This is a genomic window from Micromonospora sp. NPDC048169, from assembly GCF_040652815.1.
In the GTDB taxonomy this organism is placed as follows: Bacteria; Actinomycetota; Actinomycetes; order Mycobacteriales; family Micromonosporaceae; genus Micromonospora.
Genome location: NZ_JBEZMS010000011.1, coordinates 1 through 20,737, shown reverse-complemented (window position 1 = coordinate 20,737; position 20,737 = coordinate 1). Strand labels below are relative to the sequence as shown.

Below are 20,737 nucleotides of genomic sequence, written 5' to 3'. Positions count from 1 at the left end.
CCACCGTCGTACCAGGTGGGGGGCGGGATCAACCGGATCACCGACACGACGGGTCAGCGGTGTGTCGCGCAGAGTGCTAGACATCGAGGCGTGACGGAGGCTGAGAACCGACCCAATGTCGCCCGGATGTACGACTACTACCTCGGCGGCTGCCACAACTTCGCCGCCGACCGCGCCGCCGCCGAGGAGATCCTGAAGATCTTCCCGGACACCGGCGCCGCCGCGCAGAGCAACCGCGCGTTCCTGCGCCGGGTCGTGCGCTGGGCCGCCGAGCAGGGCGTACGCCAGTTCCTCGACATCGGTGCCGGCCTGCCCACCCAGGGCAACGTGCACGAGGTGGTCCGCACGGTCCGCCCCGACGCCCGGGTGGTCTATGTCGACCACGACGAGGTCGCCGTCGCGTACGCCCGGCGGCTGCTGCCTGCCGACGGCCGCACTGTCGTGCTCCAGGGCGACCTGCGGCGTCCCGCCGAGCTGCTGGCCGACCCGGCGCTGCGGGCCACCATCGACCTGTCCGAGCCGGTGGCGGTGCTGCTGCTCGCGGTGCTGCACTTCGTGCCCGACGCCGACGACCCGTACGCGGCGGTGGCGACGCTGCGCGACGCGACAGTCCCGGGCAGCGTGCTCGCGCTGTCCCACCTCACCCTGGACGGCCTGCCGACGCTGCCCACCGAGCAGGGCACGGCGATCTACCGCCGCAGCAGTTCCCCGCTCGTGCCCCGCACCCGCGACGAGGTGGCCCGCTTCCTCGACGGCTACGAGTTGGTCGAGCCGGGCCTGGTCAAGGTGGCGGACTGGCGGCCCGACGGGGAACCGCAGGCAGCGGTGTCGCACGGCTACGGCGGGGTCGGCCTCCGCCGCTGAGCCGCGCGGTCAGCCCAGGCCGCCGTGCGCGCCCCAGAGCGCGACGGCCCGGTCGGCCGCCGCCGCCACAAGCGCGGCCAGCTCGGGCCGGTCGGGCACCCGGAACGAGACGTACGCGCCCCGGCCGCCGGCGGTGGGCCGGCCGTACGCCTTCGCGGCCAGGCGCCCGTCCGGCAGCAGCCTGATGTTGAGCGTGGTCAGCGTGAACTCCTCGCCGCGCCGGGTGTCGGTCCAGCGCAGCTCCTCGGGCACCGTCACGTTGACGGCGAGGGCGCTGACGTCGGGTGGGGCGGCGCTGCTCATCGCCCGATCGTCGCACGATCGCCGGCTCAGCGGCGCAGCGTCGTCTCGCGGGTCATGTGGGACAGCTTCTCCGGGTTGCGCACCGCGTAGAGGCCGCTGATGCGGCCGTCGTCGAGGCGTACCGCGACGACGGTGTCCAGCTCACCGTCGAGGCGTACCAGCAGCGCCGGGTAGCCGTTCACCTGCGCCGGTTCCATCGACGCGACGGCGGCGACGCGGCGCCACCCACCCGCGAGCAGGCGGGCCACCTTGTCGCCGCCGCTGATCGGCCGAACGATCGCCTGCTTGATCCCGCCGCCGTCGCCCACCAGCACCGCGTCGTCGGCCAGAACGCGGAGCAGCCCGTCCAGGTCGCCGGTCTCGACCGCCCGCCGGAACGCGTCGAGCGCGTCGCGGGCCTCGGCCGCCGAGACGGTACGCCGGGGGCGGCGTGCCGCGACGTGGACCCGCGCCCGGTGCGCGATCTGCCGCACCGTGGCCGGGTTCCGTTCGACGGTCTCGGCGATCTCGTCGTAGCCGACGTCGAACACCTCGCGCAGCACGAACACGGCCCGCTCGGTCGGCGTCAGTGTCTCCAGCACCAGCAGCATCGCCATCGACACGCTCTCGGCCAGCGTCACGTCGTCCGCCACGTCGGGCGCGGTGAGCAGCGGTTCGGGCAGCCACGACCCGACGTACGACTCCTTGCGCCGCCCGAGCGTGCGCAGCCGGGACAGCGCCTGCCGGGTGGTGATCCGCACCAGGTACGCGCGCCGGTCCCGGACCGCGCCGAGGTCGACCCTGGCCCACCGCAGCCAGGTCTCCTGCACCACGTCCTCCGCGTCGGCGGCCGAGCCGAGCATCTCGTACGCGACGGTGAAGAGCAGGTTCCGGTGCGCGAGGAAGTCCTCGGTGGCCGGGTTCGCCATGACTGACTCCTTCGCCGCTCGGGTCCGTTCCCCACCAGACGCCGCCCGCCGCCGCCGTGTGACACCGGGTCGTTGTGGCGGTCCTCACCCGGCGACGCCGTCACGCCGGACGCGTCCCCGGCATCTCGTGGTCGTCAGACACCACCCCAGCAGAGAGGGCGCCACCATGCAGACCCGATTCAACCTGTTCGACAACCCGGTCTCGGCGACGTTCATGAAGCGCTTCGCCGGCGCGGGCCTGGTGATCCACCAGTCGTCGCTGCCCCGCACCGTCCAGGAGTTGGTGTCGCTGCGGGCCAGCCAGATCAACGGCTGCGGCTGGTGCATCGACATGCACACCAAGGAGGCGGTGGCCGGCGGCGAGAGCGCGGTCCGGCTGAACCTGGTCGCCGCCTGGCGTGAGTCGACGGTCTTCACCGAGGCCGAGTGCGCGGCGCTGGCGTTCGCCGAGGAGGGCACCCGGCTCGCCGACGCCCACCAGGGCGTGTCCGACGAGACGTGGGAGCGGGTACGCAAGCACTACGACGACGACCAGATCGCCGCGCTCGTGTGCCTGCTCGGGTTGATCAACGCGGCGAACCGGTTCGCGGTGCTCGTGCACCAGCGCGGCGGCTCGTACGAGCCGGGGATGTTCGCGGCGGCCCTGAGCTGAGCGCGGCCGTCACCGCAGGTTCCAGAAGAACGACCGGACGTCGTCGACGAACAGCTCCGGCACCTCCAGGGCGGCGAAGTGACCGCCCCTGTCGAACTCGCTCCACTGCCGGATCGTGTACGTCAGCTCGGCGATCGGGCGTACCGGCCGGGTGATGTCGTGCGCGAACACGGCCACCCCGAGCGGGGGCGGGCAGGGTGCGGGCGGGCCACCGAACGCGCTCTCCCGCACCAGCCGCGCGGACGAGGCGGCGGTGCCGGTGAGCCAGTAGACCGAGACGTCGGTGAGGACGCGATCCACGCTGACGGCCGACCCCGGGTCGGTCCACTCGGTGAACTTCTCGGCGATCCACGCGAGCTGCCCGGCGGGTGAGTCGTGCAGCGCGTACGACACGGTCTGCGGACGGCTGGCGTAGAGCACCTGGTGGGGGTGCCGCTGCGTCCTGAGCCGCATGATCCGGGCCAGCCGGTCCCGGTCCTCGCTGGACAGTCCGGCCTCGCCGGTCCAGCCCGGTGGCGGGGGCGTGGGCAGGTAGTTGAGGTGGACGCCGACGACGTGCTCCGCGTCGATGCCGCCGAGCCGGGTGGAGATGACCGAACCCCAGTCACCGCCCTGTGCGCCGTACCGCCGGTAGCCGAGCCGGCGCATCAGCTCGGCCCAGGCGCGGGCGACGCGGTCGACGTCCCAGCCGCGTTCCCGGGTCGGCCCGGAGAAGCCGAACCCGGGGATCGACGGTACGACCAGGTGGAACTGCTCGGACAGCGGGCCGAGCACGTCGAGGAACTCGACGACCGAGCCGGGCCAGCCGTGCGTGAGGAGCAGCGGCAGCGCGTCCGGGGCGGTGGAGCGTACGTGCAGGAAGTGGATGTTCTGCCCGTCGATGGTGGTGGTGAACTGCGGGTACCGGTTCAGTTCGGCCTCGGCCGCCCGCCAGTCGTACGCGGTGCGCCAGTGCTCGGCAAGCTCCCGTACCCGGTCCAGCGGGATGCCGTAGTCCCATCCTGCGTCTGGTAGCTCGTCGGGCCAGCGGGTGCGGGCCAGGCGGTCGGCCAGGTCGTCGAGGTCGGCCTGGGGGACGTGGACGCGAAACGGCTCGATCACGGCTTCCGCCTTCCGTTGGTGACATTAACGTTGGTATGGCCAACGGTAACGTAGATCGTTGGGGACGCCAACGGTTTCGGATAGGCTGGGCGCGTGGAGAACCCGGAGCCGGACCTCGTGCCGACACGCCTGGCCGGCCTGCCGAGCTGGCTGATCACCCAGACCGCCGTACGCGCCGGCCGGCTGGTCGCCGACGGCCTCGCGGCTGCCGACGCCCGGGGCTACCACTTCCGGCTGCTCGCCACGCTCGACGAGTTCGGGCCGGCCAGCCAGGCGGCGCTCGGCCGGCGCAGCGGCATCCATGTCAGCGACGTGGTGGCGGCGCTGAACGAACTCGCCGAGCGCGAGTTCGTCACCCGCAGCCCGGACCCGGCCGACCGGCGGCGCAACGTCGTCACCGTCACCGCAGCCGGGCGGCGGCAGCTGCGGCGGCTGGAGAAGCGACTCGCCGCCGTGCAGGACGAGCTGCTCGCGCCGCTGTCGCCGGACGAGCGGGCGGACCTGGCCCGGCTGCTGGCGCGGGTGCTCGCCCACCACACCCGTCCGTCCACCTGACGGCTGCCTTCCGGCACCGTCCTCTTTCGCCGGCCTACCATTATCGTTCTCGATAGTGATAAAGTCTGCGGCGTGACGACGTCGATGGAGCGGTGGGCGGAGATCGCGCTGCACCCGGTGCGGATCCGGATCCTGCGCGCGGTCGCCGGTGCCCGGGTGACCACGCACGACCTGGTCGAGCTGCTGCCCGACGTCCCGCAGGCCACCCTCTACCGCCACCTGGCGACGCTCGTGAAGACCGGGATGCTCGACGTGGTGCGGGAGCGCAAGGTCCGCGGGGCGGTCGAGCGGGTGTACGCGCTGCCCGCGCACGGCGCGGCGCTGGACCCGGCGGCCCTGGCGACGGCGACGTCGGAGGACCACGCGCGCTACTTCACCGCGTTCGTGTCGAGTCTGCTGTCGGAGTTCTCCCGCTACCTCGCCCGGGATTCCGTCGACTTCGTCGCCGACGGCGTCGGCTACCAGCAGCTCGTCCTGCACCTGACCGACGCCGAGCTGCACGAGTTCGCGGCCGGGCTCAACGCGCTGGTCGGCCCGTTCCTCACCAGAGGCCCCGGCGACGGACGGATCCCCCGGCTGCTCGCGACGGTCCTGATGCCCGCCGATCGCCCGGCGACCCCCGGCGACACACCCACGCACACGCACACGTCAGCGCACGACTCCGACACGACGAAGGGCGACGATTGATGGCCTCGACAACGCTTGACGGCGACGTGATCGACATCCGGTTCACCGGATGGGAACGACTGTGGGTCGGGCGGGAACGATTCACGCTGCGCCTGGCTGCCGTGCGGCACGCCGTCCCGGTGGACGAGCCGATCCGGCTGGCCCGTGGCGCCCGGCGCGGGTACACAGTGTCCGGCTTCGCCAAGGTCGGTGTCTGGGGCATCTTCGGCGGCCCCCGGCAGCTCGTGGCGGCCCGGCGTGGTCAGCCCGGCCTGCACCTGGTGCTGGACCGCGCGGCGGCCGGCGGGGAGTTCGACGAGGTGGTCGTCTCCGATCCGGCCGCCGGGCACCTCGCCGAGGCGATCGGGCGTGCGACGAGGGGCCGGCCATGACCGGCGACCGGCTGGCGATCGAGGCGTCGGGCCTGACCAAGCGCTACGGCGACGTCACCGCCGTCCGCGACCTGACCTTCACCGTACGACCCGGCGCGGTCACCGGTTTCCTCGGCCCGAACGGCGCCGGCAAGACCACCACGATGCGCATGCTGACCGGACTGGTGACGCCGACCAGCGGCACCGCCACGATCGGCGGGCAGCCGTACGGCCGGCTGGCCCAGCCGTCGCGGACCGTCGGCGCGGTGTTCGACGGCAACGCGTTCCACCCCGGCCACACCGCCCGTGACCACCTGGGTGTCTACGCCGCGATGGCCGGCTGTCCGGACAGCCGCGTCGCGGAACTGCTGGACCTGCTCGGCCTCGCGCAGGCCGCCGACCGTCGCACCCGGGAATTCTCCACCGGCATGCGCCGACGGCTCAGCCTCGCCACGGCGCTGCTCGGCGACCCGCGCGTCCTGCTGCTCGACGAACCGTCGAACGGCCTGGACCCGGAAGGCATGTCGTGGCTGCGCGGACTGCTGCGCCGGCTCGCCGACGAGGGCCGCACCGTGCTGGTCTCCAGCCACGTCCTGCACGAGGTCCAGCAGGTGGTGGACGACGTGGTGGTGATCCGGCGCGGCGTACTCGTCGCCGCCGGGCCGTGGTCCCGGCTCACCGGCCCGTCGACGGTGCTCGTCACCTCGCCGGACGCCACCGACCTGGCCGCCGCCCTGACGGCGGGCACCGGGTCCGTCGAACCGGCCGGGCCCGGCCGACTGCGGGTACGCGGACTGGACGCGCCGCGCGTCGCCGACCTCGCCGCGGACCACCGGCTGCGGATCCACGAGCTGGTCACCGAGACCACAAGCCTCGAACAGCTCTTCCTCGACCTGACCACCGACACGGCGGAGGCCCGATGAACCTGGTCAGAGCGGAACTTCGCCGGGTGCTGGCCACCCGCATGTGTACCGGGCTGCTGCTCGCCGCCGTCGCGCTCGGCGGCGGCCTGGTCGGGCTCATGGCGCTCGTCGGACCGGAGAACTTCGACCCGCCGATGCCCGGCCTGCACACCGAGGAGGGCCTGCGGTCCATCCTCGGCCTCCTCGGTTTCACCGCCTTCGTGCCGGCCGCGGCCGGGGCCCTCGCGGCGACGTCCGAGTACCGGCACGGCACCGCCGCCGTCACGTTCATGTTCGCGCCGCGCCGAGGGCGGGTGCTCGCCGCCAAACTCGCCACCCACGCGATCGTCGGCCTCGGCTACGGGGTCGCCCTGGCCGGCTCCGCCGCGGTGGCCCTGTTCACCGTCGCCGCCGCGCGTGGCGTGTCGCTGGGCCTGCCCGCTCCCACAGTGCTGGCGCTGCTCGCCCGCATCGGCGTCGCGATGGGGGTGTACCTCCTTGTCGGCACCGGCGTGGGCGCGCTGCTCCGCAACCAGGTCGCTGCCGTGTGCGTCGTGGTCGGCTACCTGTACCTGGCCGAGCCCGTACTGATGATGATCCCCGGCGTCAACGCGCTCTACCCGCTCCTGCCCGGCGGCGCCACCGCCGCACTCACCGACTTCACCTACGTCGCCGACGCGATGTCCGCGCAGCTCGGCAGCGACGCCGTCGCGCTCCTGCCACCGGCGGCCGGCGCGTTGTTGCTGACCGGGTACGCGCTCGCCGCCGCCGCGGTCGCCGTGGTCGTCCCGATGCGCCGCGACATCACCTGAGCGTCGCCATTTCGTCGCCGTCCGGCGTATCAGGGCTGGCGCCGACCGAAGACGATTCGTACTCTGGTCATCCGACGTCGGGGGTCGACGGTGGGGGAGGGTCGACGCTGCATGGAGCCGGTACTCGCCGGTCTGCCGACCGACCGCGTCGTCGCCCTGCCCGGCGCACACGCCGACACGGTCGCCATGACGATCGCCCACGACCACGCGGAGCCGGCCGCCGTCGTGCACCGCCCGGCCTCGGCGTACGCGATGCCGGCCGACTTCGTGCACGCCGCGCTGGACCGGCTCGAACAGGTCGCCGTCGAGCTGCTCCCGGCCTGGCTGCCCGAGACCGCTGACGGCGTCCGCCCGGACGTCTCCGGCCTCGCCGCCGTACGGGCCGCGGCCGCCGCCCGCTCGCGCCGGGACCGCTACCCCGGCTCGTTCCTGACCGACCTGGCCGTCTTCGCGGTCACCGGGCGGCGGCCGAGCGTCACGACGCTCCCGCTACGTGTGCGGGCCGCCGCGCTGGCGCGTCTGGTGGCCGGCGCGTTCGGTCGGCGGAAGGTGGTGCTGCTGGTCGAGCCGGTCCACGGCGACGCCGCCGTTGTCGCGGCCGGTGGGGGATGGCTCGTGCAGCACGGCGGTCCGGCGGTCTGGCTGGTCGGCGCCGGCGCGGCCGGGCTGGACGGTCTTCCGGCGTTCCCCGCGCCGCCGACCGTGCCCGCCGCGCCGCCCGCCGGGCACGCGCCGGCGGCGGGTAGACCGCATCCGGGCAGCGACGCCGAGAAGCGCCTGGAGGCGGCGCTGGCGGCGCAGAGCTGGTCGGCCGGGCGGCGATGGAACCAGAGCTACCAGTCGCACCGCCTGGCCGCGCCGGTACGCCTGGATCTACTGTGGCCGGACGAGCGATGCGTGGTGGAGATCGACGGTCCGGAGCACTGCCGCCCGGTCCGGTTCGAGGCCGACCGGCAACGCGACGTCCAACTGCAACTGGACGGCTACGCCGTCCTGCGCTTCACGAACGCCCGAGTAATCCACGACGTCGGCACCGTGGTCGCGCAGATCGGCACCTGTCTGCGGGCCCGTCGCCGAGACCTGGCGGAAGGACGGCACCATGGCCGGCGATGACCTGACCGCATCCGAGAGCGCGATCCTCGTCGTGCTCATGGCCGAGGCGCGGGAGGTGCTGAGCACCGAACTGCGGGACCGTTACGGCCTGGTCGTACGCAAGCCGCAGCGCGACAAGCTCACCCGCCTGCACTACGTCGCCAGCCGCAGGAGCGGACCGACGTACGCCCTGCAACTGGACGACAAGGGCTGGGTACGGATGCAGAGCGAGCTGGACTTCGCGCTGCGCGGGGCGAGCGCGCTCGGCGCGGCGCTCACCGCCTTGCAGGTGAGCCTGCGCGATCGGGTCCTGGCCCGCAGCGGCTGCGCGACGCTCGCCGAGCTCTTCGCGCTCACCGACGTGCGCGCGCCTGCCGCTGAGCCGTCCGGGTCGATGGAGGCTCGGGTGGTCGCCGCGTACCGGGCGCTCGCCGACGAACCCGGCGCCTGGGTGAGCCTGCGCCGGCTGCGGCCGTTCTTCGCCGACGTGCCGCGCGGCGACCTGGACGAGGCCCTGCGCCGGCTCAGCCGCTCCGAGGGCGTCACCATCGCGCCGGAGTCGAACCAGAAGACGCTCACCGGGGCCGACATCGAGGCCGCGCTTCGCCTCGGCGGGCAGGACAATCACCTGCTGGCGATCGGCGGGTAATGAACGAGGCGGAACGGAACGCGCTGGCCGCCCTGCGGTTCGACTGGGCGCCGGTGCCCGACGACGTGTGGCGCCCGTTGCCCTTCCACGTCGACGGCCTGCACGTACCAGTGGTGCGGGAGGTTCTCGCCGGGGTCGACGAGGCCGCGCAGAACCCGCACGGCAGCCCGCTCGGCCTGGTCGTCCAGGGCCAGCGCGGCTCCGGCAAGACCCACCTGCTGGGCGTGATCCGCCAGCAGGTGCAGGAGCGCGGCGGCTACTTCTTCCTGGTCGGCCTGCTCGACGCCGGCGGCTTCTGGGACGGTGTGCTCGCCGCGATGCTCGACGGCCTGTCCCGGCCGGTGCCCGGCAGCAGCGAGACGCAGCTCAAACTGCTGCTGCGGCGGTTGTCCGCGAAGGTTGGGGCGCCCCGGACGGCACGCCGGGCCGTCATGGGCGACACCGAACTGACGAAGGCGGCGCTCGACGCCTTCCTGGACGGGCTCGGTGACTTCGACAGGCACACCGCCCGCACCTGCCAGGAGACGGCGCGGGCGCTGGCGCTCAGCGCCTCCGAGGACATCGCCCACCGCGACGTCGCGGAGAACTACTTCCTCTCCGGTGAGGAGATGGTCGCCGGGGAACGCGCGGCCTGGGGCATGCGCCGCGTCCCGCGCCCGGCCCAGCAGATCGTGCAGGACCTGTCCTGGCTGCTCGCCCTCACCGGCCCGTCGGTGGTGGCGATCGACCAGATCGACACGCTGATCGCCCAGTTGGCGATCCAGAGCGACCCGGCGCTGGTCGGCGCCGCCGCGATGAGCCCGGAGCAGGCGCTGATGCTGGCCCGGATGGCGGACGGCCTGATGGCGTTGCGGCAGTCGACCCGCCGCACGCTCACCGTTCTCGCGTGCATCCCGAACTCGTGGACCGTCATCAGGTCCGCCGCCGCCGACACCGTGGCCGACCGGTTCCGCGAGGCGCCCCGACTGCGCCGGATCGACGACGCCGACCTGGCTCGGGCGATCATCGAGAAGCGGTTCACCGTCCGCTACCGGGAGGCGGGGTTCGTGCCTCCGTACCCGTCATGGCCGGTGTCCCCGCGCGCCTTCGCCGAGGCCGGCGCGTTCACCCCGCGCCAACTGCTCATCGAGATCGACAGGCACATCCGCGCGTGCATCGCCGACGACGAGGTCCGGGAGATGACCACGCTCGGCGAGCCACCCACCGCCGAACCCCGGGCGCCCCGGCCCGCCCCGGTCACCGCCACCGGCGAGGAGATGGACCGGTACGACGCCCGGTTCGCCGAGCTGCGGGAGGCCGCCGACGTCACCGGGCCGCTGCGACGCGTGTCCGAGGACGAGGTGATGCCGCCACTGCTCGCGGCCGGGCTCACCGCCTGGATCCTGGAGCGGGGCGACGCGGGCGAGGCGTTCAGCGTCGACCCGCCGCCGAGCACCGACCCGCCGCTGCACGCCCGGCTGCGGCTCACGCTCGACGAGCGCACCGAGGATCAGGTGCACTGGTGTTTCCGGGCGATCGCCGACGACCACCACGGCAACGCCGCGCTGGCCCGGCTCCGCAAGGCGAGCGTGTCCGCCGCCCTCGACACCGGATCGGGCCGGCGGAAGCTGTTCCTGCTGCGCAACCGCGCCTGGTCGGCGAGTGCGGCCACCGGCCGGGCGGTCGCCGCGTTCACCGAGGCGGGCGGCCAGACGCTCGGCGTCGACGAGGAGGACGTGCGCATCCTGTCCGCGCTGCGGGTCATGCTCGCCGAGGCCACCATGGACCTCCAGGGCTGGCTGGCCGCGCGCCAGCCGACCCGGGAACTGAAGTTCCTCCAGCACGCGCTGGCCGATGTGGACCGGTGGACCGCCGACGCCGGGCCCTCGCCGGAACCCGCCGGGCCGACGCCGGCCGCCACCGCTCCGGCCGACCCGTCCTTCGTCATCGGGCACGGGTACGACGACGGCGAACCGGTGCCGCTGGCGCTCGAGGCGCTGCGCAAGCACACCACGATCTTCGCCGGCTCCGGCTCCGGCAAGACCGTCCTCATCCGCCGCATCGTCGAGGAGTGCGCGTTGGCGGGCGTCTCCGCCATCGTGCTCGACCCCAACAACGACCTCGCCCGCCTCGGCGAGGAATGGCCCGAGCCGCCGCCACAGTGGCGACCGGGCGACGCGCACCGGGCCCGGGACTACCTCGCGCACACCGACGTCGTCGTCTGGACGCCGCGCCGCAACTCGGGCCGCCCGCTGAGTTTCCAGCCGCTGCCCGACTTCACCGGCGTACGCGACGACCCGGACGAGTTCGCCGAGGCCGTCGAGGCGGCCGTCGCGTCGCTCGCGCCGCGCGCCATGGTGACCGGCCGGGCCACCCGGGCGCACCTCGGGCTGGCCGTGCTGCGCAAGGCCGTCGAGCACTACGGCCGGCGCGGCGGCTCCCGCCTGCAGGGCCTCATCGACACGCTCGCCGACCTGCCGGACGGGCTCATCGACCTGGACGACGCCGACCGGATCGGCCTGAGCCTGGCGCAGACCCTCACCGCCGCCATGGTGAACGATCCGCTGTTCGGGGGCGAGGGCACGCCGATGGATCCCGGTGTGCTCCTCACCCCCGCGCCCGGCAGGAGGGCCCGCGTCTCCGTGGTCAGCCTGGTGGGGTTGCCGTCCGACGACGTCCGGCAGAGCTTCGTCAACCAGCTCCAGATGGCCCTGTTCGCCTGGATCAAGAAGAACCCGGCCGGGGACCGCCCGCTGCTCGGGCTGCTCATCATGGACGAGGCGCAGACGTTCGCCCCGTCCGGCGCGATGACCGCGTGCACCCAGAGCACGCTGGCGCTCGCCGCCCAGGCCCGCAAGTACGGGCTCGGGCTGGTCTTCGCCACCCAGGCGCCGAAGGCCCTGCACAACCGCATCCCGGGTAACGCGGCGACCCAGCTCTACGGCCTGATGAACAGCCCGATCCAGATCGAGGCGGCCCGCGAGATGGCCCGGGCCAAGGGCGGCGACGTGCCGGACATCTCCCGCCTGACGGTCGGCGAGTTCTACCTCGCCGCCGAGGGCGCCGCACCCCGCAAGATCCGGACCCCGCTGTCGCTGACCCACCATCCGCGCAGCCCGCTCACGGTCGAGGAGGTGCTGGACCGGGCCCGTGGCGGTCAGGGGCGCAGCACGTAGCGCCCGCGTACCCCGCCCTCCGCCACCGCGCGGTGCGCGTCCGCCACCTGGTCCAGCGGCACCACCGCGTGCACCCGCGCGGGCAGCTCACCGGCAGCGGTGCGGGCGAGCAGGCCGGCCAGGCGTGCGCCGTCGGGGCGCACGTCGACCGCGCGCACAGTGACTCCGCGCTCTGCGGCCGGCAGGGCGTTCGGCCGGACGCCGACGAACACGCCGCCGTCGCGGACCAGCGCGAACCCCTGTTCCTGCCACCCGGCGGCGTCGGCGACGGCGTCCCAGCCGGGCTCGGCCGCGGTGGTGAAGTCGGCGCCGAGGTCGCGGACGAACTTCTCGTCCCCGGCCCGCGCCAGGCCGGTCACCCGCCATCCCCGGTCCCGGGCGAGCGGCACGACGTAGCCGCCGACCGCGCCGGCCGCGCCGGTGACCAGCAGCCGGCCGCCGTCGGGCGCGTCGCCGAGCAGGTCGACGATCTGCGCCGCGGTCTGGCCGTTGAGCGGCACCGTCGCCGCCGCCGCCAGATCCAGACCATCGGGTACGACGGCCAGGTCGGACACGGGTACGACGAGCTGCTCGGCATACGTGCCGAAGTCGCGGTCGAACCCGCCGACCAGCCCGGCGACCCGGGTGCCCACGGTGAGGTCGACGCCGGGACCGGTCGCGGCGACGACACCGGCGAAGTCCCAGCCGAGTCCGGTGTGGTGCGGCTGGTTGATGAGCCCCAGTGAGTGGAAGAAGCCGCCGACGACCCCGAGGTCGGCCGGGTTGACCGGTGCCGCCGCGACGTCCACCCGGACCTCGCCGGGTCCCGGCTCGCGCTGCGCGACGTCGATGATCTCGATCGAGTCCGGCCCGGCCGGGGTGCGGACGACTGCGGCGCGGAAGGTGGGCGTACCCATGGTTGTGTCTCCTTGTTCGTGAGGGGTGTTCCCGCTCCACCATGGAGGGGTAACTTTCTTTCGGGAAGTACGCACTTCGGAGTGCGTTGGGTACCCCCGGGTAGGAGGCGCGGACGATGCCGACGCAGACGGCGGCGCAGCGGCGGGCGCAGGCGCGGGAGGAGTACGACGCGTTCCTCGCCGAATGCCCGAGCCGGCAGCTCCTGGACCGCATCTCCGACAAGTGGGTGGCGCTGATCCTGGCCGCGCTGGGCCGCGACGGCCCGGACCGCAACGCGGAGCCGCGGGTCATGCGCTACTCCGAGTTGTCCCGCCGGCTGGCCGGGGTCAGTCAGAAGATGCTCACCCAGACGTTGCGCTCGCTGGAGCGCGACGGCCTGGTCACCCGCACCGTGACGCCGAGCGTGCCGGTGACTGTCACCTACGAGCTGACCGACCTCGGTCAGTCGCTGCACCAGCTCATGTACGGCATGAAGCTGTGGGCCGAGGCGCACATGGACGAGGTACACGCCAACCGCGAGCGGTACGACGCCGACGCCGATCGCTGACCGGCCCCGCCGGGATTCTCCGAAACTTTCGGTCCTCGTTGTGCTCTGACGGTCTGGGGCCGAACGTCGCGCCGTGACTGTCGTCCATGGGCTGCTGCCCTGATCCTGCGGGGCGCGCCCATATTCGACGTGGCATCGACATTGACCGATCGTGCCGTCGCGGATATCTTCCCAGGGAAGTTACCGGTACATCTTCGGAAAGTTTCAGGGCAGTGACGCGGAGGGCCTGCGCACCGCCGGCCCCGTCCGCGTCCAGCCGGGCATCGCCAGCGCATCATCGTCCGATATGCAGAGGAGTGTCATGAAACATCTACCGAGGCGCAGCCACCGCGTGGTGCTGGCCGCCGTCACCAGCGCGCTGGCACTTGCCGGTGCCGCGCTCGTGGTGCCCAGCCTGGCCCAGGCGGCGGCGAGCACGCTCGGCGCCGCCGCGGCACAGTCCGGCCGCTACTTCGGCACCGCCATCGCGGCGAACCGGCTGAACGACTCGACCTACAGCACGATCGCGGCGCGTGAGTTCAACATGATCACTGCCGAGAACGAGATGAAGCCGGAGGCGCTGCAGCCCAACCGGGGCCAGTTCAACTTCTCCTCGGGTGACCAGATCTACAACTGGGCCACCCAGCGTGGTCTTCAGGTCCGCGGGCACACGCTGGCCTGGCACGCGCAGCAGCCGCCGTGGATGCAGAGCCTTAACGGCAGCAACCTGCGTCAGGCGATGATCGACCACATCAACGGCGTGATGGCCCACTACAAGGGCAAGCTGGCCGCGTGGGACGTGGTGAACGAGGCGTTCAACGAGGACGGCAGCCGCCGCAGCTCGAACCTCCAGGGCACCGGTAACGACTGGATCGAGGTCGCGTTCCGTACCGCGCGGGCGGCGGACCCGTCGACGAAGCTCTGCTACAACGACTACAACATCGAGAACTGGTCGTATGGCAAGACGCAGGGCGTCTACAACATGATCCGGGACTTCAAGTCCCGCGGTGTGCCGATCGACTGCGTCGGGTTGCAGACCCACTTCACCGGCGGCAGCTCCCTGCCCGGCAACTTCCAGACCACGCTGCAGAACTTCGCCGCGCTGGGTGTGGACGTGGCGCTGACCGAGGTGGACGTCACCAACTCCTCGACCAGCCAGTACGCCGGGCTGACCCAGGCGTGCATCAACGTGCCGCGCTGCATCGGCATCACCGTGTGGGGTGTGCGAGACAGCGACTCGTGGCGCTCGAACGAGAACCCGTTGCTGTTCGACGGCGGAGGCAACAAGAAGGCCGCGTACAACTCGGTCCTCAACGTCCTCAACGCCGCGACGCCCAACCCCACGCCGACCGTGACCCCGACGGTGACGCCGACAGTGACCCCGACCGGCGGACCGACCACGCCGCCGCCGACCGGCGGCGCGAGCCGGATCGTCGGCAGCCAGTCCGGCCGGTGCATCGACGTACCGAACTCCTCGCAGAGCAACGGCACCCGGGTGCAGCTCTACGACTGCCACGGCCAGACCAACCAGCGGTGGACCTACACCTCCAGCCGGCAACTGACCGTGTACGGCTCGATGTGCCTGGACGCCGCCGGCTCCGGCAACGGCTCGGCCGTCCAGATCTACAGCTGCAACGGCCAGACCAACCAGCAGTGGAACGTGAACTCCAACGGCACCATCAGCGGAGTCCAGTCCGGCCGCTGCCTCGACGTCTGGGGCACCGGCAACGGCCAGCAGGTGCAGATCTACGACTGCAACGGCCAGGCCAACCAGCGGTTCCAGCTCGTCGCGGCGAGCTGACCTCCTCGTACGGAAAACGGCTAACCGTCGTGGTCTCGGCCACGGCGGTTAGCCGTTTTCGTGGTGCTCGCGTGCTGCCGGTGTCAGCCGATCAGCAACTCGGTGCGGTAGTCGGCCGCCAGCGCGGCGGCCCGGTTCCGGCGCTCGGCCTGCTCCTCCTCGGTGAGAGCCGGCGGCGGCGAGGTGGGACCGTCCACCCGGTCGCCGACGCGCAGGAAATATTCGTCCTGCCCGGCCGGCGTGCACATGCACAGCAGCCGCGCGGGCTGGTCGAAGGAGTTGCGGAAGAAATGCGGCGCGTTCGCCGGGATGTTGACCGTCTCCCCGGCCCGTGCGGTGATCTGCTCGCCCCGGAAGGTGAACTCCACGGCCCCGTCGAGCACCGTGAACATCTCCTCGAAGTCGTGCCGGTGCGGCGGCGGCCCACCACCCGGCGGAACCCGCATGTCGATCAGGCAGTACCGGCCGGCCGTCTGCTCGCCGGTGACCAGGATCGTGTAGGTGCCGCCTGCGATCGCGAGATGGGATAAGGCGGGGTCGTCGGGACGGGCGTGGACGAGGGTACGGGTCGGATCGTCGGACGGGATAGCACCACTGGCCATCGGCTCTCTCCTCGATCGTCGGTCTGCGTATCGATTCCCCTCATAGCCATCGAGAGTCTCGCTAAACCTGGGGCAGTCTTTATGCCGGGCGGCGCTCTCATACCGGGCGGCGCTCTCATGCCGGGCGGCGGGCGACCACCACCAAGGCCATGCCGAAGAACTTCAACGGCGAGCGTTCGATCGTGTCGGTCACCGGCCGGATCCGACGACCGAAGCGGGACCTGTCGAACGGCGGCATGATGTAGTCCACCGCCACCGTCTCCAGCCCGGCCCGCCGCAGCTGCGCGGACAAGCCACGAGCGGTGAAGGAACGGGCGTCGGCCAGCCGACGGTGCAGCGGCACGATCCACGGCAGGAACGGACCCCGCGCCGGCCGGTATCGCTTCCCCCGGATCAGGAATCCGTGGGTCTCGAACGCGAACCACCTGTTGGGCGTGGTCAGCGCGAAGTGCCCGCCGGGAACGAGCACCCGGTGGACCTGCCGCAGTGCGGCATCGAGATCGTCGATGTGCTCCACCACCTCGATCGCGGTGACCAGGTCGAAGCTGCTGTCCGGGTAGTCCAGCTCGGTGGCGGACAACTCCCGCACGTTGATCTTCCGGGCCGCCGCCGGATCCTCGGCCAGCCGCTGCCGGAACAGTTCCAACCGATCCTGTTGGATGTCCACTGCTTCGATCTGCGTGAACGCGTCGACCAGCCGCATCGTGTACGTGCCGTCCCCGCAGCCGATCTCCAGTAATCGCCGGCCGGTGAGCGAGGTGTGCCGGCTCAACGTGCCCAGCCTCTTCGCCACCCCGCGCTCGCCGAACGCGCTGCCGTGTCCCAACCCGAGATGCCGATCCGCATTCATCATGGTCGCTGACCCTAGCCCTAACGGGCGTTAACGTGGGGGCACTGTCTTCGATGCGATTTTCATCGAGGGCGGGCGCTGCCGTACTGCCGGCAGCGGTGGGGCGGCTTTCCTCGTCCAGCCGAGAAAGCGACGGTGCAACACGCCGGCCGGCATCCAGTACATGTCCTCGGTGGCTTGCACGAGGTGGGCGCCGAGGTAGAGGGCCAGCGACACCGGAGCGTCGGCGTACTCCGCGCGCAGCTCCCGCTTCCGCGTCGGGCACGGCCAGGGCAAGGCGCAGCCGCCACAGCTCCAGACCGGTATGACCGGGCCGTGGGTGGTCACCGCACCCCCTCCAGGAAACGAGCGGTGACCGCGCGGGCCTGCCGGCTGGTCGCCCATTCCACCTGCCAGCACGGGTACGGCGTGAGCCGCGACCACCAGGCGCGGCAGCCGGTGCACATGCCGTCGAAGCCGCGGAGATGCACCGCCAGGATCGCCTGCTCCTGGTCGTCCTTCACTGCGCATCCTCTCCCGGCCAGTGGCCACGATTGATGGGAATTCGATGCCGGGCACGACACGGCAGATCGACACCGCAGCGGCAGGTCCGGCGCCATCTGCGCCAAGACCAGACCGGCCGATGCCTCCGGGCGAAGGTGAGGGTCGTCGCGAGCAGGTTCTCCTCGTACGAGACGCGCCGCCTGCCCGGAGGCACCCGGTCGATCCCGCCGACGGCGATTCGGCTCACCACTGCTTCGTCGGTACGTCCGGCGCAGGACCTCGGTCGCCCTGGGATCGCCGTAGCTGTGCTGCATGGTCGAGTAACCGCTGCCGAGCAGCCGCGTACTCGGCGTCCTGGTACTGCTGCCCCGTTCGGGGCGGCAGTGAAGGCGCATGTTGCCGGAGCAACCATCTGAAGAACTGACCCAGGTAGCCACGCACTGTCACGAGCCTGCCCACTCAGAGCCGGAGGCGGCGTCCAGCTCCCGCACGTCATTCGGGTCATCGGCATCGAAGTCCATGCCGGATACGGTTCCGCCGACTGAGCTGCGGCGACCATGTCGAGAGGTCATGTCACGGTGACATGAGCAGGCTCGACCTGCCACCACACCGACCGTAGGCTCCGGACTGAACACCTTGGGTAGTCGCCCGACAACGCTGGGAGCCGTTGTGCTGGTGGAGAGTCTCCGAATACCTGACGACCTCTGGTCGCGCGAGGACGTGCACACCGCCTTGGCGGGCCGTGACATCGGCGCACTGTTCCGGCTGCTAGCCCGGCATACGGGTGCGAGCCAGACCCGCATCGGTGCGGCTGTCGGCCTGGAGCAGGGCTACGTCAGCCGCATCATCGCCGGCCGGCGGGTGACCTCGATCGACGTGCTGGAACGGATCGCCAGCGGTTGCGGCATGCCCGACGACGCCCGGATGGCGCTGGGGCTCGCTCCCTGCCAGCGGTCATATCGCCCGGTCATGGCGGGGCACTCCCGCAGCCGGCACAGTGACGTGCCGGCCAACCGGTCCTGGCGCGAAGACGTCCGGGCCGCCGCGCAGCTATGGGAAGGCGATGTGAACCGTCGAGACATGCTTCGCCAGACAGTCTTCAGCTCCACCGCCTACACCCTGCCCGCCCTACGCTGGTTCACCGCCACCACAGCGCAGCCCGTCGAGCAGGAGGGGCACCGGGCAGTCGGTCAACCGGACATCGACACCATCCGCCAGATGACCGCCACCTATCGGCGTCTCGACAACCAGTACGGCGGCGGGCACGCTCGCGACAACGTCACCCGCTTCCTGCACCACGAGGTCACACCCCTCATGATCGAGGGCCGGTACGACTTGGCGACCGGCCGCAGGCTGCTCACCGCCGTTGCCGAACTGACTCAACTCGCCGGGTGGCAGGCGTACGACATGGCCGAACACGGCCTCGCCCAGCGCTACCTCACTCTGGCCCTCGACCTGGCCAGAACGGCCGGCGATGCGGGGTTGGGCGCCGAGATCCTTGCCGCGATGAGCCACCAGGCCACCTATCTCGGCCACGCCGCAAGCGGAATCGACCTCGCCCGCGCCGCACGGCAGACGGCACAGCGCGCCGGGCTAGCTGTCCTGACTGCCGAAGCGCTGGTCATGGAAGCTCACGCTCACGCTGTCGCCCTTCACGAACGCGACTGCGCCGCCGCGCTTCACCAGGCAGAGCAAGCCCTCGACCGCGCAGATCGCAGCAGCGACCCGCAATGGCTCGGCTACTTCGACGAGGCGTACCTGTCAGCCAAGTTCGGTCACTGCTTCCATGCGCTCGGTCAACACCGTCGAGCCGAGCGCTTCGCCGCTCGTTCGCTGAAGATGGACGAGCGCTACGTACGCGGGAAGGCATTCAACCTCGCACTGCTGGCCAGCGTCCACGCTCGCCACGGCGAGCCGGAACGTGCCAGTGCTGTCGGCGCGGAAGCGCTCACCCTGACCACGCAACTTCGGTCGGCCCGTGCCGTCCGTTACCTGCGTGATCTGCAAACCGGTCTGGCACCCCACCGCCGCACGCCAGCAGTTCGGCAGTTCATCACCCGGGTCGACGCGGCGCTCGGCCAGCGGCGCTGACTACAGCTCTCCCCGGGCCTTGCGCGCCACCAACTCAAGGACCGCGATCACCGTACCGGCACCCACGATCTCGCCCTCGGAGACGAGATGCCGCGCCTCCTCCAGCGGAATCCAGGCCACCCGCTCGGTCTCGTTGACGTCCACCGGGGCGCCGATGTGCTCCGCCTCCCGGGCAAGGAACAGCAAGTTCTCGGCGTCCGCGGTCGCCACCCAAGGCTGAAACGACAGCAACGGCTCCACTGCCTCGGGCCGCCAGCCGGTCTCCTCCTCGACCTCCCGGACTGCGCACTTTGCCGGATCCTCGCCCTCATCGACGTAGCCGCCCGGTAGCTCCCAGACCCACCTGTCGAACACGAACCGGTGCCGCCGCATCAGCAGCAGCCGCTCCTGGCCGTCGAGCACGGCAACCATGGCCGACCGGGGTGCCCGGATCACGTACTGCTCGAAGCAGGTCCCGTCCGGAAGCTCCACATCCGCGATGCTCAACCGGGAGCGTCTGGTGCCGTCGACAACCCGCTCGCCGTGAATCGTCCAACGTGTCGACCTGCCAGCCCGTCCGTCCGTCACACGGCCAGTATGCGACCTGTGGGATCGGGCGCCAGGGACTCAAACCCTGTACCTGTGGATTGCCGGCGGTCAAACGGTGTTGTGGGAGGTCATGGGGGGTGCTGAGGGCGTCGACTAAGGACTGCGGCCGCTATATGGCCAGGCGCTCGGCCGACGACGACCGGCGCTCCTGGCTCGGCTCAGTCCGCTATCGGTCGGCGTAGTGGTACCGGCAGGCGATGATCTCGACATCGTCCTTGCTGATCCGATACACCAGCCGGTGCTCACGATCGATCCGTCGCGACCAGAATCCGGACAGCTCTCCCCGGAGAGGTTCCGGCTTGCCGATGCCCTCGTACCCGTTGCGCATCACGTCCGCGATCAGGTCGTTGATGCGCTTGACCAGCTTTCGGTCGGTGTGGCTGAGGTACTGGCTCCAAGCCGTCTCGGTGAAGACCAGCCTCACGCGATGTCTCGCACCGAGGCCGGATCGAGCAGCTCTCGCTCGGCCGCGTCACCCTTATCAAGCTCGGCCATCGATCGGCGCAGCGCGGCGGCGTTGCTCGGGTTGCGGAGGAGATACTCGGTCTCCTTCATCGACTCGTATTCCGCAAGCGGCACGATCACCACGGGCTCGTGACCGGATCGGGTCACCACCACTTCCTCCGCGTCGTTGATGACGCTGTCGAGTTCGGCGGCGAGGTTCTGCCGAAGCTGGGTGAAGTTCACGGTCCGCACGGTCACCTCCGAGGCATGTACAGAAAAGTGTACCTCGTTGAGTCGGCGGCACCTCATAGTTGCCTGACTGCTGCGGAAGAGTGGGCCGCCAGGGACTCGAACCCTGAATCCCTCCGGTGGTCTGCGGATCATCTCAGATCGGGCGGATCGGCGTCCTGACCTGCACGAGGCTT

At 71.5% G+C, this 20,737-nt stretch carries 23 protein-coding genes and 1 pseudogene; 13 read left to right on the top strand and 11 right to left on the bottom strand.

Annotated elements, in window-relative coordinates; genetic code table 11:
- Window positions 1–90: 90 nt before the first annotated feature.
- Complete coding sequence (locus tag AB0D28_RS12280; RefSeq protein ID WP_357385028.1) at window positions 91–864, top strand: SAM-dependent methyltransferase; 774 nt, start codon at window positions 91–93, stop codon at window positions 862–864.
- A gap of 9 nt (window positions 865–873) precedes the next feature.
- Here the strand turns inward: AB0D28_RS12280 and AB0D28_RS12275 are convergent, their stop codons facing one another.
- Complete coding sequence (locus AB0D28_RS12275) at window positions 874–1,167, bottom strand: hypothetical protein (protein ID WP_357385026.1); 294 nt, start codon at window positions 1,165–1,167, stop codon at window positions 874–876.
- Between the two features lie 26 nt (window positions 1,168–1,193).
- Entirely contained in the window at window positions 1,194–2,075 is an 882-nt protein-coding gene (locus AB0D28_RS12270; protein WP_357385024.1) for an RNA polymerase sigma-70 factor, read from the bottom strand.
- A gap of 166 nt (window positions 2,076–2,241) precedes the next feature.
- On the opposite strand from AB0D28_RS12270, the gene AB0D28_RS12265 reads away from it, so the two are divergent.
- Window positions 2,242–2,727: a carboxymuconolactone decarboxylase family protein gene (locus tag AB0D28_RS12265; protein WP_357385022.1), complete on the top strand. Its 486-nt coding sequence runs from the start codon at window positions 2,242–2,244 to the stop codon at window positions 2,725–2,727.
- Between the two features lie 9 nt (window positions 2,728–2,736).
- On the opposite strand, the gene AB0D28_RS12260 is transcribed toward AB0D28_RS12265, so the two are convergent.
- The gene (locus AB0D28_RS12260; RefSeq protein WP_357385020.1) at window positions 2,737–3,828 is read right to left on the bottom strand and encodes an epoxide hydrolase family protein; all 1,092 of its coding nucleotides are present in this window, start codon (window positions 3,826–3,828) and stop codon (window positions 2,737–2,739) included.
- Window positions 3,829–3,921: 93 nt separating this feature from the next.
- Here AB0D28_RS12260 and AB0D28_RS12255 point away from each other — a divergent pair, with 93 nt between their 5' ends.
- From AB0D28_RS12255 to AB0D28_RS12220, 8 genes are all read left to right on the top strand, one after another.
- Window positions 3,922–4,383, top strand: a complete 462-nt coding sequence (locus AB0D28_RS12255) for a MarR family transcriptional regulator (protein WP_357385018.1) — start codon at window positions 3,922–3,924, stop codon at window positions 4,381–4,383.
- Window positions 4,384–4,455: 72 nt separating this feature from the next.
- On the top strand, window positions 4,456–5,070 hold the full coding sequence (locus AB0D28_RS12250) for a helix-turn-helix domain-containing protein (protein WP_357385016.1): 615 nt from the start codon (window positions 4,456–4,458) through the stop codon (window positions 5,068–5,070).
- Window positions 5,070–5,441, top strand: a complete 372-nt coding sequence (locus tag AB0D28_RS12245; protein ID WP_357385014.1) for a hypothetical protein — start codon at window positions 5,070–5,072, stop codon at window positions 5,439–5,441. The genes AB0D28_RS12250 and AB0D28_RS12245 overlap by 1 nt, the downstream gene beginning before the upstream one ends.
- Window positions 5,438–6,343 (top strand): ATP-binding cassette domain-containing protein, encoded by a 906-nt coding sequence (locus AB0D28_RS12240; protein ID WP_357385012.1) that lies wholly within the window; start codon window positions 5,438–5,440, stop codon window positions 6,341–6,343. Before AB0D28_RS12245 ends, AB0D28_RS12240 begins: the two co-directional genes overlap by 4 nt.
- A complete protein-coding gene (locus AB0D28_RS12235) occupies window positions 6,340–7,134 on the top strand; it encodes an ABC transporter permease (protein ID WP_357385010.1) in 795 nt (264 codons plus the stop codon). The genes AB0D28_RS12240 and AB0D28_RS12235 overlap by 4 nt, the downstream gene beginning before the upstream one ends.
- 111 nt (window positions 7,135–7,245) lie before the next feature.
- Window positions 7,246–8,247: a DUF559 domain-containing protein gene (locus tag AB0D28_RS12230; protein ID WP_357385008.1), complete on the top strand. Its 1,002-nt coding sequence runs from the start codon at window positions 7,246–7,248 to the stop codon at window positions 8,245–8,247.
- Window positions 8,234–8,875, top strand: coding sequence for a hypothetical protein (locus tag AB0D28_RS12225; protein ID WP_357385006.1), 642 nt, complete (start codon window positions 8,234–8,236; stop codon window positions 8,873–8,875). Before AB0D28_RS12230 ends, AB0D28_RS12225 begins: the two co-directional genes overlap by 14 nt.
- Window positions 8,875–12,030 carry a DUF87 domain-containing protein gene (locus AB0D28_RS12220; protein ID WP_357385004.1) on the top strand — a complete coding sequence of 1,052 codons (3,156 nt, stop codon included), beginning with the start codon at window positions 8,875–8,877 and terminating at the stop codon, window positions 12,028–12,030. Before AB0D28_RS12225 ends, AB0D28_RS12220 begins: the two co-directional genes overlap by 1 nt.
- On the opposite strand, the gene AB0D28_RS12215 is transcribed toward AB0D28_RS12220, so the two are convergent.
- A complete protein-coding gene (locus tag AB0D28_RS12215; RefSeq protein WP_357385002.1) occupies window positions 12,012–12,926 on the bottom strand; it encodes an NADP-dependent oxidoreductase in 915 nt (304 codons plus the stop codon). The two genes, AB0D28_RS12220 and AB0D28_RS12215, sit on opposite strands and share 19 nt — an antisense overlap.
- A gap of 116 nt (window positions 12,927–13,042) precedes the next feature.
- Between AB0D28_RS12215 and AB0D28_RS12210 the strand changes: the two genes are divergently transcribed.
- Together AB0D28_RS12210 and AB0D28_RS12205 are read left to right on the top strand one after the other, a co-directional pair.
- Window positions 13,043–13,474, top strand: coding sequence for a helix-turn-helix domain-containing protein (locus AB0D28_RS12210; protein ID WP_357385000.1), 432 nt, complete (start codon window positions 13,043–13,045; stop codon window positions 13,472–13,474).
- 301 nt (window positions 13,475–13,775) lie between these two features.
- On the top strand, window positions 13,776–15,254 hold the full coding sequence (locus tag AB0D28_RS12205) for an endo-1,4-beta-xylanase (RefSeq protein ID WP_357384998.1): 1,479 nt from the start codon (window positions 13,776–13,778) through the stop codon (window positions 15,252–15,254).
- Between the two features lie 83 nt (window positions 15,255–15,337).
- On the opposite strand, the gene AB0D28_RS12200 is transcribed toward AB0D28_RS12205, so the two are convergent.
- From AB0D28_RS12200 to AB0D28_RS12185, 4 genes and pseudogenes are all read right to left on the bottom strand, one after another.
- Window positions 15,338–15,856: a cupin domain-containing protein gene (locus AB0D28_RS12200; protein ID WP_357384996.1), complete on the bottom strand. Its 519-nt coding sequence runs from the start codon at window positions 15,854–15,856 to the stop codon at window positions 15,338–15,340.
- A 115-nt stretch (window positions 15,857–15,971) separates the two neighbouring features.
- A complete protein-coding gene (locus tag AB0D28_RS12195) occupies window positions 15,972–16,709 on the bottom strand; it encodes a class I SAM-dependent methyltransferase (protein WP_357384994.1) in 738 nt (245 codons plus the stop codon).
- A 27-nt stretch (window positions 16,710–16,736) separates the two neighbouring features.
- A complete protein-coding gene (locus AB0D28_RS12190; protein WP_357384992.1) occupies window positions 16,737–17,033 on the bottom strand; it encodes a hypothetical protein in 297 nt (98 codons plus the stop codon).
- Window positions 17,030–17,332: pseudogene (locus tag AB0D28_RS12185) on the bottom strand (hypothetical protein); the annotation flags it as partial. The gene AB0D28_RS12190 and the pseudogene AB0D28_RS12185, both read right to left, overlap by 4 nt.
- A 526-nt stretch (window positions 17,333–17,858) precedes the next feature.
- Here AB0D28_RS12185 and AB0D28_RS12180 point away from each other — a divergent pair.
- Entirely contained in the window at window positions 17,859–19,280 is a 1,422-nt protein-coding gene (locus tag AB0D28_RS12180) for a helix-turn-helix transcriptional regulator (protein WP_357384990.1), read from the top strand.
- On the opposite strand, the gene AB0D28_RS12175 is transcribed toward AB0D28_RS12180, so the two are convergent.
- From AB0D28_RS12175 to AB0D28_RS12165, 3 genes are all read right to left on the bottom strand, one after another.
- Window positions 19,281–19,847, bottom strand: coding sequence for an NUDIX hydrolase (locus AB0D28_RS12175; protein ID WP_357384988.1), 567 nt, complete (start codon window positions 19,845–19,847; stop codon window positions 19,281–19,283).
- Between the two features lie 187 nt (window positions 19,848–20,034).
- On the bottom strand, window positions 20,035–20,292 hold the full coding sequence (locus AB0D28_RS12170) for a Txe/YoeB family addiction module toxin (protein WP_357384986.1): 258 nt from the start codon (window positions 20,290–20,292) through the stop codon (window positions 20,035–20,037).
- A complete protein-coding gene (locus AB0D28_RS12165) occupies window positions 20,289–20,555 on the bottom strand; it encodes a type II toxin-antitoxin system prevent-host-death family antitoxin (RefSeq protein WP_357384983.1) in 267 nt (88 codons plus the stop codon). Before AB0D28_RS12165 ends, AB0D28_RS12170 begins: the two co-directional genes overlap by 4 nt.
- Between the last annotated feature and the right edge of the window lie 182 nt (window positions 20,556–20,737).

Coding starts and splice junctions, on each gene's coding strand:
- AB0D28_RS12200 (WP_357384996.1), bottom strand. CDS start 15,856: ATGGCCAGTGGTGCTATCCCGTCCGACGATCCGACCCGTACCCTCGTC.
- AB0D28_RS12210 (WP_357385000.1), top strand. CDS start 13,043: ATGCCGACGCAGACGGCGGCGCAGCGGCGGGCGCAGGCGCGGGAGGAG.
- AB0D28_RS12205 (WP_357384998.1), top strand. CDS start 13,776: ATGAAACATCTACCGAGGCGCAGCCACCGCGTGGTGCTGGCCGCCGTC.
- AB0D28_RS12235 (WP_357385010.1), top strand. CDS start 6,340: ATGAACCTGGTCAGAGCGGAACTTCGCCGGGTGCTGGCCACCCGCATG.
- AB0D28_RS12270 (WP_357385024.1), bottom strand. CDS start 2,075: ATGGCGAACCCGGCCACCGAGGACTTCCTCGCGCACCGGAACCTGCTC.
- AB0D28_RS12245 (WP_357385014.1), top strand. CDS start 5,070: ATGGCCTCGACAACGCTTGACGGCGACGTGATCGACATCCGGTTCACC.
- AB0D28_RS12220 (WP_357385004.1), top strand. CDS start 8,875: ATGAACGAGGCGGAACGGAACGCGCTGGCCGCCCTGCGGTTCGACTGG.
- AB0D28_RS12265 (WP_357385022.1), top strand. CDS start 2,242: ATGCAGACCCGATTCAACCTGTTCGACAACCCGGTCTCGGCGACGTTC.
- AB0D28_RS12215 (WP_357385002.1), bottom strand. CDS start 12,926: ATGGGTACGCCCACCTTCCGCGCCGCAGTCGTCCGCACCCCGGCCGGG.
- AB0D28_RS12230 (WP_357385008.1), top strand. CDS start 7,246: ATGGAGCCGGTACTCGCCGGTCTGCCGACCGACCGCGTCGTCGCCCTG.
- AB0D28_RS12195 (WP_357384994.1), bottom strand. CDS start 16,709: ATGATGAATGCGGATCGGCATCTCGGGTTGGGACACGGCAGCGCGTTC.
- AB0D28_RS12225 (WP_357385006.1), top strand. CDS start 8,234: ATGGCCGGCGATGACCTGACCGCATCCGAGAGCGCGATCCTCGTCGTG.
- AB0D28_RS12240 (WP_357385012.1), top strand. CDS start 5,438: ATGACCGGCGACCGGCTGGCGATCGAGGCGTCGGGCCTGACCAAGCGC.
- AB0D28_RS12275 (WP_357385026.1), bottom strand. CDS start 1,167: ATGAGCAGCGCCGCCCCACCCGACGTCAGCGCCCTCGCCGTCAACGTG.